The sequence below is a fragment of the Paenibacillus sp. MMS20-IR301 genome (assembly GCF_032302195.1).
In the GTDB taxonomy this organism is placed as follows: domain Bacteria; phylum Bacillota; class Bacilli; order Paenibacillales; family Paenibacillaceae; genus Paenibacillus_AQ.
Genome location: NZ_CP135275.1, coordinates 1,521,836 through 1,536,257 on the forward strand (window position 1 = coordinate 1,521,836; position 14,422 = coordinate 1,536,257).

Annotated in this window: 10 protein-coding genes; 9 read left to right on the forward strand and 1 reads right to left on the reverse strand. The window is 55.9% G+C overall.

What is annotated here, in order from left to right; translation table 11 throughout:
• Positions 1 to 38 precede the first annotated feature (38 nt).
• Positions 39 to 1,643 carry a putative amidoligase domain-containing protein gene (locus LOS79_RS06715; RefSeq protein WP_315417224.1) on the forward strand — a complete coding sequence of 535 codons (1,605 nt, stop codon included), beginning with the start codon at positions 39 to 41 and terminating at the stop codon, positions 1,641 to 1,643.
• Between the two features lie 420 nt (positions 1,644 to 2,063).
• Here the strand turns inward: LOS79_RS06715 and LOS79_RS06720 are convergent, their stop codons facing one another.
• Positions 2,064 to 2,861: a GNAT family N-acetyltransferase gene (locus LOS79_RS06720; protein WP_315417226.1), complete on the reverse strand. Its 798-nt coding sequence runs from the start codon at positions 2,859 to 2,861 to the stop codon at positions 2,064 to 2,066.
• 330 nt (positions 2,862 to 3,191) lie between these two features.
• On the opposite strand from LOS79_RS06720, the gene mutS reads away from it, so the two are divergent.
• The 8 genes from mutS to LOS79_RS06760 all read left to right on the forward strand — a co-directional run bounded on the left by mutS (position 3,192) and on the right by LOS79_RS06760 (position 14,376).
• Positions 3,192 to 5,957 carry a DNA mismatch repair protein MutS gene (gene mutS / locus LOS79_RS06725; protein WP_315417228.1) on the forward strand — a complete coding sequence of 922 codons (2,766 nt, stop codon included), beginning with the start codon at positions 3,192 to 3,194 and terminating at the stop codon, positions 5,955 to 5,957.
• A 154-nt stretch (positions 5,958 to 6,111) separates the two neighbouring features.
• Positions 6,112 to 8,184 carry a DNA mismatch repair endonuclease MutL gene (gene mutL / locus LOS79_RS06730; RefSeq protein WP_315422038.1) on the forward strand — a complete coding sequence of 691 codons (2,073 nt, stop codon included), beginning with the start codon at positions 6,112 to 6,114 and terminating at the stop codon, positions 8,182 to 8,184.
• 41 nt (positions 8,185 to 8,225) lie between these two features.
• Complete coding sequence (locus tag LOS79_RS06735) at positions 8,226 to 9,005, forward strand: class I SAM-dependent methyltransferase (RefSeq protein ID WP_315417229.1); 780 nt, start codon at positions 8,226 to 8,228, stop codon at positions 9,003 to 9,005.
• Positions 8,995 to 9,975 carry a tRNA (adenosine(37)-N6)-dimethylallyltransferase MiaA gene (gene miaA / locus LOS79_RS06740; RefSeq protein WP_315417232.1) on the forward strand — a complete coding sequence of 327 codons (981 nt, stop codon included), beginning with the start codon at positions 8,995 to 8,997 and terminating at the stop codon, positions 9,973 to 9,975. The genes LOS79_RS06735 and miaA overlap by 11 nt, the downstream gene beginning before the upstream one ends.
• 19 nt (positions 9,976 to 9,994) lie before the next feature.
• On the forward strand, positions 9,995 to 10,234 hold the full coding sequence (gene hfq, locus LOS79_RS06745) for an RNA chaperone Hfq (protein WP_315417234.1): 240 nt from the start codon (positions 9,995 to 9,997) through the stop codon (positions 10,232 to 10,234).
• A gap of 139 nt (positions 10,235 to 10,373) precedes the next feature.
• Positions 10,374 to 12,941, forward strand: coding sequence for a transglycosylase domain-containing protein (locus tag LOS79_RS06750; protein WP_315417237.1), 2,568 nt, complete (start codon positions 10,374 to 10,376; stop codon positions 12,939 to 12,941).
• Between the two features lie 221 nt (positions 12,942 to 13,162).
• Complete coding sequence (locus LOS79_RS06755; protein WP_315417240.1) at positions 13,163 to 13,717, forward strand: ribonuclease FAU-1 family protein; 555 nt, start codon at positions 13,163 to 13,165, stop codon at positions 13,715 to 13,717.
• 2 nt (positions 13,718 to 13,719) lie between these two features.
• The gene (locus tag LOS79_RS06760; protein ID WP_315417242.1) at positions 13,720 to 14,376 is read left to right on the forward strand and encodes a YdcF family protein; all 657 of its coding nucleotides are present in this window, start codon (positions 13,720 to 13,722) and stop codon (positions 14,374 to 14,376) included.
• Positions 14,377 to 14,422 lie beyond the last annotated feature (46 nt).

Sequence of the window (14,422 nt, forward strand, 5' to 3'; positions counted from 1 at the left end):
GCGCAATGATATCTTGATTGATTCAGGAGGTTGCTGTGATGAATGAAGGAATTGAGGTATTCCGGCAGCTGACACCGGAAGGGATCATAGCCAGGCTTGAGCGCTGCGGAATCGAGTCCGGCCCCGGGCTGGCCGGTAAACTCCGGCGCGCAAATAACCGCAGCAGCTTCGGTGGTAACGGAAAAGTGAGTACAAATCCGGGCAGACAAGTCCCCGGGAGCTACAAGCAGCACTACAGGGTGCTGGTTTTCAACTTGTGTGTGCTGGAATGCCGCGGGCTTGGCGCCGGAACGTTAGGCGGGGTAATCCATACTGGGAATCTTCGTCCCGAAAGCGGCGGGATAAAGCGTGGAACTGGTGCCTATGCGGATGGACAAGGCCGGGAATCGCCAGAACGGGGAGAGCGCAGCAGGATAGAGATTAGAAATAGAGCATATGCGGAGGGACGCAATCAAGGAGCGGCAGAGCGGGGAATGAGCAGTGAAGCAGAAGGCGGATATGCGGCAGATGTGGAGGAAAGACACGGCTTAGGGGCAGGGGATAACGGGGCAATAAGCATAGATAACTATGGTAGTGGTTCGGGAACGGGCAGCGGAGGCGGTGCTCCTGCACCGCGCGGAACGATAGGGATTCTGCACAGCACTGCTGTGCGGACACTATACAGCCTGGGGCTGGACAGCGGCGAGGTGGAGCTACGGGCGCTGGGCGGGCGGCGGTATGCGGTGACAGGCATTAAGCCGTTAATGCCTGCTGCGGGAGAGCCGCTGCCGCAGCCGTACCGGTCCGCAGCGCAGGCGCTGGACCGGGCGCTGGCCCTTGAGCCGCCCGGGCGCACCGGGCTGCTGATGGGCATGGACCCGGAGTTTCTCCTGCTCCGGGAATCCACAGGCCGCGTCGTGCCGGCGTCGCGGTACCTGCCCACGGACGGCATCGCGGGCTGCGATGCCGGACCCCCGGGAACATACGGAGTGTTCCCGGTGGCGGAGCTGCGCCCTGCGCCGCGCGGGGAACCGCGCGCGCTGCTGGCGCAGCTGATGTCCGCCGCGGCGCAGGCGGACCGGTTAATTGCCGACCGCTCGCTGCGCTGGCGGGCGGGAGGTATGCCGCTGCCGGGCTGGGCGCTCGGCGGCCACCTCCACTTCAGCGGCGTGACGCTGTGCGCGCCGCTGCTGCGCGCGCTCGATAACTATCTCGCGCTGCCAATGATGCTGCTCGAGGACGACCGGGCGGCGGCCCGGCGTCCACGCTATGGCGTGCTCGGCGATTTCCGGCGGCAGCCGCATGGCGGCTTCGAGTACCGGACCCTGCCGAGCTTCCTGGTATCCCCGGTCATCGCCAAAGGCGCGGTCTGCCTGGCTCACCTGATCGTGAGCCATTATGAGGACCTGCCGCTGCGCCCGCTCGACCGGGAAGACCTGCATGCCGCCTTCTACAGCGGCAATAAAGCTCCGCTGCGCGCGGTCTGGCCGCAGCTGGAGGCTCAGCTGCGTGCGCTGGGCGGCTACAGTGCCGCTGCACGCAGCGTAGATCCGCTGCTGCGCTCCATTGCCGCGCAGCAGACCTGGGATGAGTCGCGTGATATCCGCAGCTTATGGCGGACCGCTCCGCCCGTCAATGCCCTCCCGCAGGAAGTCCGGCGTTAGGTCCGCCTGGCTGCATACTCATGTAATGCCATCTCTCTGGTTCAAGTACAATGCCACTCTGACCCTGAACGGACACCACAGCCTTTATTCGCTCAAAAAAGGTCATTCGGGCGGGCTTACGGACACGACAGCTCTTATCCGCCGCTTTTCATGGGCAAACTCCACTTTTCCGGTGAAATAACGTCTCTCATGTCCGCAAGTCCGGCACTCCGGTACCGTTCCTCAGGCTTAACGTCTCTCATGTCCGTAACGCTAAGCTAGTCACTTGAACAACCGTTGCGTGACTGGCCACCTTTTTTAACGGAGGGCCCGTTCAACCCATTTACCTGCACGGCAGCTCATTGTACATAATTTTAATTCTGTAACTCAGGAATTCGTTAGTGTCCCAACATATCCCCTCCACCACCGGCTCATCCTTCCCTACAAATACAACATCGACCAGGTGCCGATATCGCTGAAGCCGAGCTTTTTATAGATCAGGCCGGCCTTAGGATTGTTGTAGAAGAGGCAAAGTGACTTGCCTTCGGCCAGAACATCAGCGCATAAGCGGGCAACCACCCGTGTAGCCAGGCCCTGTCCCCGGTAGTCCGGATGAGTGGCTACGGCAATAACCATTGCCGACATGGAGTTCTCAGCTGCAGTTGATGCGGTTACGGCGGTTTGACCGTTTTTTGTCATGAAGTAGGTACGTCCGGTGCCGGTCTCCAGCGTTGTGTGCAGGGATTGCCGTGAGTCGGCGGAGCTGCCGGAGAATTCAACAATCTGATCGGTAAGGCTGCAGATGTCCTCCACATCCTGAGGAGCAGCTGTCTGGAATTCTCCCGGGGGAGAAGCCGCCGCATAAATCCGCTCATTCAGAGACTTAAGCTCAGCGAAATACATATGCTTTTCGGTGCTGAAGCTTATGATCTTGCTGAACTGGCCCACTACCTCAGTGGAACCGGAGAGCATGTCCGCGTTGTCCGCTGCACTGAGCAGCTCTGCGAAGCCCTCCACATCAAAAGGACCGTCAGCATAACAGATATAACTACCGTAATACCGCATCATCACCGCTTTTACCGGGCCACCCGGCTCATCCGTCTCACCCCACAGCTCCATAAAAGGCTGCTCCATTCCGAAATTCTCCACATCCCCGATGATATACAGATTTATGGCCGGATTCTGCTGCAAAAGCGTCATCAGCGGGGCGCGGTCAGCTTCATTCAACTTGCGGATCATCTCACTTACCTCCCCTTAAAATATAAATCAGCAGAGCTCAACAATGTCCGGTAAGCAGCCAGTGAATTCCCTGCATGCTGCGGGTTGTATCCGGACCGGCGAATCTGCTTCATCCTATCACTCTATTCATTTGATTATCATCTCACATCCTGAAGTGAACTGCCAAGGAGAGCATTCAGGTACATGTAATACGGGCAAAATGCCGCGGATGCTCGGGGTTTTTGCGGTGAGCCAGGTTTTAGCAGGCGGGGAGGAGCTGCTCCGGGTAACTCTGAATGCAAAGTTTCTGCTATAATAGAGAGCAGTATGAAGTAGGCATGGAGGTAGACGATGGCAAACTATACGCCGATGATTCAGCAGTATTTAAAGGTTAAGGAAGGAGCCAAGGACGCTTTCCTTTTCTTTCGTCTGGGCGATTTCTATGAAATGTTCTTTGAGGATGCGCTGCTTGCGTCCAAGGAGCTTGAGATTACGTTAACCGGCCGCGACGGCGGAGTAGGAGAGAAGATTCCAATGTGCGGTGTGCCGTATCATGCCGCCGAAGGATATATCCAGCGCCTGATTGAAAAAGGCTACAAGGTCGCCATCTGTGAGCAGCTTGATGATCCGGCCGTGACGAAGGGAATGGTCCGCCGTGATATAGTCCGGGTGGTAACCCCGGGTACAGTGATGGATGGCAAGATCATTACGGATAAAAGCAATAACTACCTCGTCTGCGTTACAGAAGAGGATGGAATGATGGCGCTGGCTGCCTGTGATTTAACGACAGGTGAGCTGTATGTCACCTCTGTACTCGCCAGCACCGAATGGCTGCGGGACGAGATCGGGATCTATGAACCGGCGGAGATTATCGGTGATGCGGCACTGCTAGAGCAGCTTCGCAGTGAGGCTTCCCTGCTCGCGAAGCCGGTAGTCTATACCCCGTGGGACAAGCAGGAAGAGGCTTTGGCCCGCCGCCAGTTCGGCGAAGCGGCCTGGGTCCGGCTGGAGAAGGAACGCGGGCACTGTCTCTCGCTTCTGATCTCCTATTTCAGTGAGACCCAGCGCCGGTCGCTGGGACAGCTTACCCAGATTTCGCCATATGAGCCGGGCAACTATATGATTCTCGACCCGTTCACCCGGCGTAATCTGGAGCTGACGGAAACGGTACGGGAACGTTCCAAAAAAGGCTCGCTCCTCTGGCTCCTCGACCGCACCGAGACCTCCATGGGCGGCCGTCTGCTGCGCCGCCGGATTGACAAGCCGCTGCTGCAGCGGGCGCCGATTGAGCGCCGGCTGGAAGCGGTAGACTATCTGTACAACCAGTTTATTGTCCGTGAGGATCTGCGCGGTGCGCTGAAAGAGATTTATGATCTGGAGCGGTTGGTCGGACGTATTGCCTTCGGCAGCGCAAACGGGCGGGATATGAATGCGCTGAAGCTGTCCTTGGCCCAGATTCCGGATCTGAAGGAGCTGTGCCTGTCCTCTGGATCTGCCACGCTCCGGGAGATCGGGGCGTCGATGGATGTCTGTGCGGAGCTGCGTGAGGATATTGAGCAGGCCATTGTCGAGGATGCGCCGGTCTCGGTCCGTGACGGCGGAATTATCCGCAGCGGCTATCATGAGCGGCTGGATGAGCTGCGTCAGGCCAGCAGCAGCGGCAAGCAGTGGATTGCGGAGCTTGAAGCCAAGGAACGCCAGGTGACGGGGATTAAATCCCTTAAGATCGGCTATAACAAAATCTTCGGTTATTACATTGAAATTACCCGCGCGAACCTGTCGTCGCTGCCGGAAGGCCGGTATGAGCGCAAGCAGACGCTGGCTAACGCCGAGCGTTATGTTACACCGGAGCTGAAGGAGAAGGAAGCGCTGATTCTGGAAGCCCAGGATAAGATGACTGACCTTGAATACAGCCTGTTCACCGAATTGCGCGAACGGATCAGCGCCCAGGTGCCGCGTCTTCAGGCGCTTGCCGAGAAGGTTGCGGAGATTGATGTGTATCAGTGCCTTGCAGCAGTCAGTGCGGAGCACCGGTTCGTGAAGCCGAAGCTGTCCGACGGCTATGATCTGCGGCTCGAAGGCGGACGCCATCCGGTGGTTGAGGCTGTGCTTAAGGATTCGGCGTTTATTGCCAACGGCAGCACGCTGAGCAAGGATGAGGGCAATATCCTTTTGATTACCGGGCCGAACATGGCGGGTAAAAGCACGTACATGCGCCAGGTGGCGCTCATCTGCATTATGGCCCAGATCGGCTGCTTTGTTCCGGCAGCCAGTGCCGAGGTGCCGCTGATTGACCGTATCTTCACGCGGATCGGTGCAGCAGATGACCTGATTGGCGGCCAGAGTACGTTCATGGTCGAGATGGCCGATATCCAGGTGATGACGGAAAAGGCAACCGCGCGCAGTCTGATTATCATCGACGAGCTGGGCCGGGGAACTTCCACCAGTGAGGGCATGGCAATTGCCCAGGCAGTGATCGAATATGTGCATGATACCATTGCCTGCAAGGCGCTGGTCTCAACACATTTCCACGAGCTGGCCCATCTGGAACAGAGTCTTCAAGGCCTCCGCAACTATTCAATGGCGGTGCAGGAGAGCGGGGACAAGGTGAACTTCCTGCGTAAGCTCGTTCCGGGAGCTGCCGACAGCAGCTATGGGATTTACTGTGCCAGATTAGCCGGACTGCCGGAAGGCATTATCGACCGTGCTTACGGTCTGCTGCAGAGCATCGAGCAGGCGTCGCCTCCGGGCAGCGTGCCGCTGAATTACGGTGCAGGCTACAATGAACATTCCGGCAGCGGGCCGGTTATCCGTGAGCAGCAGGGTGCACACCTGATGCCGGATTTGGAAGTTGCCGCAGCAGCTGAGCTGGAAGCAGCGGCTTCACTTGCTTCTCCGGCGGGAGAAGCGGACAATGAGGTGGTGCAGCTCTCCATCTTTGGTGAGGAGGAGCCGCGCAGGAACCGCAAGGGCGGGGCCATCGCATCTCCAGCCAAGGAGAATCCGCTGCTTAAAGAGCTTATCTCAGCTGTGCAGGGCGCTGATCTGATGAACATGACGCCGCTGCAGGCTATGGGCCTGCTGAATGAGCTGAAGCTGAAGGCCAGAGAGCTGTAGCCGATTTTAGCAACCAAATGTATACCGTTTTCCGCATACATTGGGTCTGATTACCATCGTGGAACCGAATGTATTCGGTTTTCCGCATACATTCAGTCTGTTTGCCACCGTGGTGGCCAAAGTATACGTCTATAACAAATCGGGGGTGAATTTCATGGCGAAAATTCATGTGCTGGATGAGCATATTGCCAACCAGATTGCTGCCGGGGAAGTGGTGGAGCGTCCCGCTTCTGTGGTGAAGGAGCTTGTCGAGAATGCGATCGATGCGGGCAGCACCCGGATCGAGGTGTCGGTGGAGGAAGGCGGACTTCAGAGCATCCGGGTGAAGGATAACGGCTCGGGGATTGAGCCGGAGGACTGCGAGACGGCTTTTTACCGCCATGCTACAAGCAAAATTGCGAACGGCCGCGATCTGTTCCTGATCACGAGCCTCGGGTTCCGCGGAGAAGCACTGCCCAGTATCGCGGCGGTATCGAAGGTGTCACTGCTGACTGCAAGCAGTGATGACGGCAAGGGACGGCTGCTCGAGATTGAAGGCGGGAAGCTGATCACGAATGAGGATGCTCCATCCGGCCGGGGCAGTGATCTCACCGTCCGGGAATTGTTCTACAATACACCGGCGCGGCTGAAATATATGAAGAGCATCCAGACGGAGCTCGGACATATCTCGGATGCCATGTACCGGATGGCGCTGGCTCATCCGCAGATCTCGTTTACTCTGCATCATAACGGCAATCAGCTGCTGCATACGCTGGGCAATGGTGACCTGCTGCAGGTTATCGCCGCGGTCTACGGTACTTCTGCCGCCAAGTCAATGCTCGCTGTTTCCGCAGAAGACCCGGATTACCGGATTACGGGGTTTATCAGCCGCCCGGAATGGACCCGCTCGAACCGCAATGCGGTTACGACGATTGTCGGCGGACGGTATATCCGCAGCAACGGGCTGAATGCCGCGATTATGCGTGCTTATCATACCCTGCTGCCGATTAACCGGTACCCGCTGCTGGTGCTGCAGCTGGACATGCATCCTTCCCTGGTCGATGTCAACGTGCATCCGGCCAAGCTGGAGGTCCGCTTCAGCAAGGAAAGTGAGCTGTTCACCTTCGTGGAGCAGCAGCTCCGCAGCCTGCTGATGGGCCAGACACTGATCCCGCGCCCGACGAAGGAGATCATCGGCGGCAAGAACAGCAGCTCCTTCATCCAGGAGCAGTTTGCCTTCTCCAAAGGGGCAGCCACCGCAGAGCGCAGCGGCCAGAGCCAGCCAGGCGGTCTAACAACGCCTGCTGATGTCCCGCGCGGAGGCAATATTATGCCTCCGCTTGCCGTAAGCCCGGATACCGGCAGTCAGCCGCCGGTATCCGGGTACAGCGCTGCTCCATTCTCCGGCAGCACAGCTGCTGCCGGGAGCCCGCAGCGCGGGTCCGGCCTTCCGCTGCCGCAGCAGCCTCAGGCCAGGGAAGCCGCTGCGGCGTACGGCAGCGGCACTCCGCTGCAAGCGCCGTACCGGGGCAATGCCGGCGTACAGCCGCCATCCTCTCCGCGCGCCAATGCAGCAGGCGCGGGCTACCGCCCGCAGGCGCAGATGCCTTCCGCTGAAGAGCTGTATGCGCCCGCCGGAACTGATGCCAAAGACAGCGGGCTGCCGCAATTTCCTGAGCTTAACTATATCGGGCAGCATCACGGAACGTATATTATCGCCCAGAATGACAGCGGGCTGTACCTGATTGACCAGCACGCGGCGCATGAACGGGTGAATTATGAATTTTATTATGAGAAATTCGGCAAGCCTGAGGATGCCTCACAGGAGCTGCTGCTGCCGATTACGCTGGAGTTCACGCCGTCGGAGAGCCGGCAGCTTAGCGAACGGCTGCACTGGTTCCAGCAGGCCGGGGTGTTCCTGGAGCATTTCGGCGGCCAGACGTTCCTCGTCCGTTCCCTGCCGTACTGGTTCCCGGAAGGGGATGAGAAGGCCGTCATAGAAGAGATGGCGGAGTGGGTACTGAGTGAGCGGTCGATCGACCTCGCCAAGCTGCGCGAGAAATCGTCAATCCTCTGCTCCTGTAAGGCTTCTATCAAGGCCAACCAGAAGCTTACGGAGCTGGAAGTAGAGTCGCTGCTTTCCCGGCTGGCCGCCTGCCGGCAGCCCTATACCTGCCCGCATGGACGGCCGATCGTCGTTTCGTTCTCCGCGTATGATCTGGAGAAGCTGTTCAAACGGGTAATGTAAGGCAGTATTGTACATTTGATAAGTGCAAGATCGGAGGCAACATGATTATTACAACGGGTTTTGACCCGATACCGGAAATCGTATTACGCGCCCGTAAGCTCGCGGAGGTCACCGGCTGTGCTTATGCGCCGCGGGCCAGATTCTCCATGAGCAAGCTGGTGCAGCATTACGGGGACGGACAGATTCTGGTCGTCCTGCAGGAGGCGGTCCGGCTGATTACGCCGGAGATGCCGCCAATGGAGTTTCACCCCAGTATGGGGTTTGTCCGGGCGAAGCGGATCATCCGGGGCGAAAGTGACCCGATGATCGAAGCGGCGCGACTGCTGCCTGGTGACAGCGTCCTGGATTGTACCGCAGGGCTTGGCGGTGACGCACTGCTCTTTGCTGTCAGTGGAGGCGAGACCTCGCAGGTTACAGCACTGGAGAGCTCGCTTCCCCTGTTTGCGCTGCTTCTGGAGGGGATGAGCCAGTATGTTTCAGGCCAGCCTAAGGTGAATGAGGCGCTGCGCAGGGTCAATGTGGTGCGGGCTGATCATCTGGATTATCTTCGGACACAGCCGGACAACAGCATTGACATCATCTATTTCGATCCGATGTTCCGGGTGCCGCTGACAGAATCCGCTGCGATCTCACCGCTGCGGCAATTCGCCAATCCGGCAGCATTGTCGGAGGAGAGCGTGGCGGAGGCGGTCCGTGTGGCGCGCAAGACTGTACTGCTTAAGGAGAAAGCGCTGAGCGGAGAATTCACCCGGCTGGGCTTCACAGAGCTGCTGCGGGCCAGTGCCAAAACATCATACGGGGTGATTTCGCTTGACAACTGAGAAGAAACATAGAGTACTCGTGCTGCTGGGGCCGACAGCCGTCGGCAAGACAAGGCTCAGCCTTGAACTGGCAGAGGCGCTTAATGCCGAGATTATTTCTGGTGACTCGATGCAGGTGTACCGCGGCATGGATATCGGAACGGCCAAGATCACGCAGCCTGAGATGCAGGGCATTGCCCACCATCTGATTGATATCCATGATCCGCAGGATGCTTACTCCACTGCTGAATTCCAGGAGCAGGGCACCCGGCTGATTGAAGAGATCAGCAGCAGGGGCAAGCTGCCGTTTATCGTCGGCGGAACCGGACTGTATATCGAGTCCCTCTGTTACGGCTTCCGCTTCTCTGAAGCGGTGGCTGACGAGGCTTACCGCAGCGAGCTTGACGCTTATGCTGAAGAGCATGGAGCGGAGGCGCTGCATGCCCGGCTGGCGGCAGTTGATCCGGCCAGTGCGGAGCGGCTGCACCCGAATGACCGGCGGAGAATCATCCGTGCGCTGGAGATTCATCACCAGACCGGAGCCCCGCTTTCCGACTCTCTTGCCGGGCAGACAAAGGAATCTCCCTACGAGCTTTGCCTCATCGGTTTGACAATGGACCGGAAAATACTATATAAACGTATTGAAGACCGAATCGATCAGATGCTGGCGGAAGGACTCGTGGCAGAGGTACAAGGACTGCTGGAACGCGGCTACAGCAGTAGCCTGGTATCGATGCAGGGACTGGGCTACAAAGAGATTGCCGCCTACCTGGAGGGAGAGACTACGCTTGAAGAAGCTGTGACCCTGCTAAAGCGCGATACCCGCCGTTTCGCCAAAAGACAGTTGTCATGGTTTCGCCACATGAAGGAAATTCAGTGGATCGACGTCGACGAGAGTCAAAATTTTTCTGAGAATTTTGCAAAAATACATGCTATAATAGCAGGAAAGTTTCTCTCAGGTCTTGAATATACTTCTGAACAATCTAATTGAACCATTGGGGGTACGTCATATGAACAAGTCCATTAACATCCAAGATACGTTCTTGAACCAACTGCGTAAAGAGAATATCCCTGCTACAGTATATTTGACCAACGGCTTCCAGATCCGGGGGATTATCAAAGCCTTCGACAACTTCACCATTGTGATCGACAGTGACGGACGCCAGCAGATGGTGTACAAGCATGCGATTTCGACCTTTACCCCGCAGCGCAGCGTATCGCTGATGCAGGACAATACGAACGAGATTTAAGTTTTACCGCCTTGAAGCGAAACCTTTTTGCTTATAAATCGTTTGAATAGAGAGTGCGAGAGAGCAACCTGAGAAGGTTGTTCTTTTCATTCGGGAACAGAAACCAGAGATTTTTCCGTTAAGGGAGTCAGGAGGCATCATGTCACGAGACCAGCTAACCAGGAATGGGAATAGAGACAGAAGCGCAAGTCCGCCGAATTCCAAAGGAAAGCCTAAGAAGAAAAAGAAGTTTCTAACCAAGAAACGCGTACTATGGACACTGTTCTTTGCGACAGCACTGGCGATTTTTTGTGCGCTGGGCGGCTATTTGTTCATTATGCTGAACGGGGAGAAGCTGCTGAATGAGAACAAAGATAAATTAACCTTGAACCCGCCGACCCAGATTTTTGACCGTAATGCGAATCTGATCGGTGAGCTGTCACTGGAGAAAAGTGATCCCGTCGATTACGAGGATCTTCCTCCATTGCTGGTAACGGCTTTTATAGCAACAGAAGACAAACGGTTCCTCGATCATAAAGGCGTCGATTTCTGGTCGATCGGCCGGGCGGCCGTCAAGGATATTGCTGCCCGCAGCATGGTTGAGGGCGGAAGTACGATTACCCAGCAGCTGGCCAAAAATATCTTCTTGACCCGTGACAAGACATTCTTCCGTAAAGCAACCGAGCTGTCGATTGCGATCGCGCTGGAGAATGACTTCACCAAAGAAGATATCATCACCATGTATTTGAACCGGATTAATTTTGGCGGAACGACGTATGGGATTAAGGCTGCCTCCATCCGTTATTTCGGCAAGAGTGATCTGAGCAAGCTGGACCTGTGGGAAATGGCGACCCTGGCGGCTATGCCGAAGGGCCCTTCCCGGTATAATCCGCTGCGTAATCCGGAGCTGTCCAAGGAGCGCCGTGCGGTCGTGCTTCAGCTCATGTATGACCAGAAGGAGATTACCAAGGAGCAGATGGACGAAGCCAAGGCCGTGGATTACGACTATACACCGCCAGAGAGTAAGCAGCGCTATCAGGCTTTCATTGATTATGTAGTAGACGAAGCCGAGGAAAAATTTGCTTTGACCGAGGATGATCTGAATATCGGCGGATATAAAATCTATACAACGATGGATAAGCATGCCCAGGAGACGATAGAGGCTGCTTTTGCCGACGATGACAATTTTGAGAAAAGCGTGGACGACGAGCTGGTACAGGGCTCGATGACCATCATCAATCAGGAGAACGGCAGCATTGTGGCGCTTATGGGCGGACGCAATTATGAGAAAAAAGGCTACAGCCGCGTTGACGGCAGCCGCCGTTCACCGGGCTCGTCGTTCAAGCCGCTGGTAGCTTATGCTCCGGCACTGGAGAGCGGGAAATTTACGACTACCTCCATGCTGAGCAATGAGAAGCAGTGCTTCGGCACCTACTGCCCGAACAACCTTCATGGCTATTCGACCACCATCAGCATGGGGGATGCCCTGACGAAATCCGAGAATATTCCGGCAGTCTGGCTGCTCAATGAGATTGGTGTCAACACCGGCTTCCAGTTCGCCAAGAAGCTGGGGATTAACCTGAAGGATGAAGACAAGAACCTCTCGCTTGCCCTCGGCGGAATGAGCGAAGGAACGAACACCCTGGAGATGGCCCAGGCTTACAGTGCGTTTGCGAGCGGCGGTGAGCTGCGGGATGCCTACTCCATTAAGTCAATTGAGAATGCCGACGGTAAGACGGTGTATAAGGCTAACACAAGTGCTGAACGGGTGATGAGTGAGGAAACTGCTTATCAGATGACCGAGATGATGCAGAAGGTCGTACAGGATGGTACAGGTAAAAAAGCGAAAATTAACCGTCCCGTAGCCGGTAAAACGGGAACGACGCAGAGCGGCTACAGCGGTATCAGCTCGAACCGTGATGTCTGGTTCGTCGGTTATACGCCGGAGTGGACCGCAGCGGTCTGGATGGGCTACGACAAGCCCAGCAAGAAACATCTGCTGAAGAACAGCAGTCCGCTGGCTGCTGCCTTCTGGGGTAAGGTGATGGAGGAAGCGCTGCGGGATATTCCGGCGAAATCCTTCCCGGTCCCGAAAGGGGCGTCAGAGCCTGAACCAACACCTACTCCTGAGGCTGTCTCCATCGTAACCGGCCTGCAGGCAGCATATGATCCTTCAACGATGACGGTTAACCTGAACTGGAACCCGGTTGAAGCAGGCGGGGTGGAATACCGCATTTACCGCAGGGAGACTTCAGAAGCTGAATTTACCCAGCAGCTCGGTACAATGGCCACCAGTATCGGAGATATCAGCGCCATGCCGGGGCTGACTTATGAGTATTATGTTACTGCCTATAATCCTGAAACCGCTACGGAAAGCGAGCAGTCAGATACTGTGACGGTGTCCGTCCAGGATGAGCTGCAGACACCTGAGCCGGAACCGACTCTGGAACCGGGCCTGCCGACGGATGACCCGCTGGGTGGCGGAAATAACGGAAACGGTAACGGTAACAACGGAAACGGAAATGGCAACGGCAACGGCAATGGAAACGGAAACGGAAACGGCAATAACGGGGGTCCGGTGATTCCTGAGATTACTCCTCCTCCGGTACAGGTGACTCCTGAACCGTTGCCGACACCGGAACCAACAATAGAGCCGGAGCAGGGTCCGGTAACAGCTCCCGGCAGTGATCCGGATACAGGTGTGGTTGATGGTGTCACAACCCCATAGCATATTTACTGACCCGCTGCATGTCTGTGAGATCAGCGGCAACACCAGCCCTGCCAGCCCTGGGGATTCTGCTTCCTGCAGAATTTCCGGCTGGCGGGGTTTTTATTATCAATAAGCAGAATCATCCAGAAAATATTTCCGCCAGTTTGATAGGGATGTTTTGAGTGTCCTGGCGAAATGTGTTAAGCTGAAGGCACCATTATCAGAAGAGGGTTAATCATATGAAACGTAAATTCGGAGACCGGGCCAACTGGCGCCGGATTACGCGCCGCCATTTTGCCTGCCGCTATGTGGAAACCCGGGAGTTTAGCGGTTATATCACATTGTATACGATTTACGGGCTGAAAGAGCCGCTATGGAAGAGCTATGGCAGGCATACATACCGCATTGCGGACAAAGGATATTCATGGCTGCAGTATTTTCCCAAAGACAGCCACTATATTGTGACGGCTATGTTTGATGAACGGCAGAATATTGTACAATGGTATATTGATACCTGCAAGGTTCAGGGGGTTACGGATCAGGGGGTTCCCTGGTTTGATGATTTGTACCTGGATGTTGTAGTGCTGTGGAACGGCGAGGTGTATTTGCTGGATGAGGATGAGCTGGAGGAAGCGCTGGAGCGGGGAGATATTACCGACAGTGATTATAATTTAGCCTGGTCTACAGCGAATACAATATTGCGCAGCATAGATGCCCACGCCTTTCCTTATTTCTCCCTTTCACTGAAGCATCGTGCCGAATTGTTTCATCACGGAGAATTCAGGAGGAAATAAACATGGAATGGAATGTGTATCAGACAGGAGCAACCCCGATCCGCAGATTCTCACGGAACCGCCCTGTCCGCCGGAGACGGGGATGGTGGATTCTGCTTGCGGTGCTGATTACCGCCGGACTGCTCTGGTCTATTGTGGCTTTCGGCAGGATTAACAGTGCAGTTACAACCTCACCTATGGCGAAAGCGGATGCAGGAGTGATTCTGGGAATGTCGATGTGGGGAGATGAGCCCAGTCCCGGTCTGAAGGAACGGCTGGATTACGGGCTTAAGCTCTACAAGTCAGGGGCGTTCAGCCATTTCGTGGTGTCCGGAGGGCTGGATCACCCGGATTACAAGTACACTGAAGCTGAAGGGATGCAGCGCTATTTGACTGCTCATGGTGTGCCTGAGGAAGTTATCATTCTAGAACAGAAGTCTACCAGCACTTATGAGAATCTGCTGTTCAGTAAGGCTGTCATGCAACAGGAGGGCTTGTCTACTGCAGTGATCATTACACATGATTTCCATGGCCGGAGGGCTCTGGAAATGGCCCGTGAGCTTGGGTATACGAACCCTGAGCTGGGGGTTACCACCTCTGAGGTTATGTCGATGTTTAAGTATAAGACACGCGAAATTCTGGCCTACACGAAGTGGAAACTGCAGCAGCTGTCCTTATAATATAAGAATTTATATGTTTCACACGATCAGTGATCCTTCGATTACT

Excerpts from the sequence above, each read along its gene's own strand:
- LOS79_RS06755 (WP_315417240.1), top strand. The coding sequence starts at position 13,163 with ATGAAACGTAAATTCGGAGACCGGGCCAACTGGCGCCGGATTACGCGC.
- mutL (WP_315422038.1), top strand. The coding sequence starts at position 6,112 with ATGGCGAAAATTCATGTGCTGGATGAGCATATTGCCAACCAGATTGCT.
- LOS79_RS06720 (WP_315417226.1), bottom strand. The coding sequence starts at position 2,861 with ATGATCCGCAAGTTGAATGAAGCTGACCGCGCCCCGCTGATGACGCTT.
- hfq (WP_315417234.1), top strand. The coding sequence starts at position 9,995 with ATGAACAAGTCCATTAACATCCAAGATACGTTCTTGAACCAACTGCGT.
- LOS79_RS06735 (WP_315417229.1), top strand. The coding sequence starts at position 8,226 with ATGATTATTACAACGGGTTTTGACCCGATACCGGAAATCGTATTACGC.
- mutS (WP_315417228.1), top strand. The coding sequence starts at position 3,192 with ATGGCAAACTATACGCCGATGATTCAGCAGTATTTAAAGGTTAAGGAA.
- LOS79_RS06760 (WP_315417242.1), top strand. The coding sequence starts at position 13,720 with ATGGAATGGAATGTGTATCAGACAGGAGCAACCCCGATCCGCAGATTC.
- LOS79_RS06715 (WP_315417224.1), top strand. The coding sequence starts at position 39 with ATGAATGAAGGAATTGAGGTATTCCGGCAGCTGACACCGGAAGGGATC.
- LOS79_RS06750 (WP_315417237.1), top strand. The coding sequence starts at position 10,374 with ATGTCACGAGACCAGCTAACCAGGAATGGGAATAGAGACAGAAGCGCA.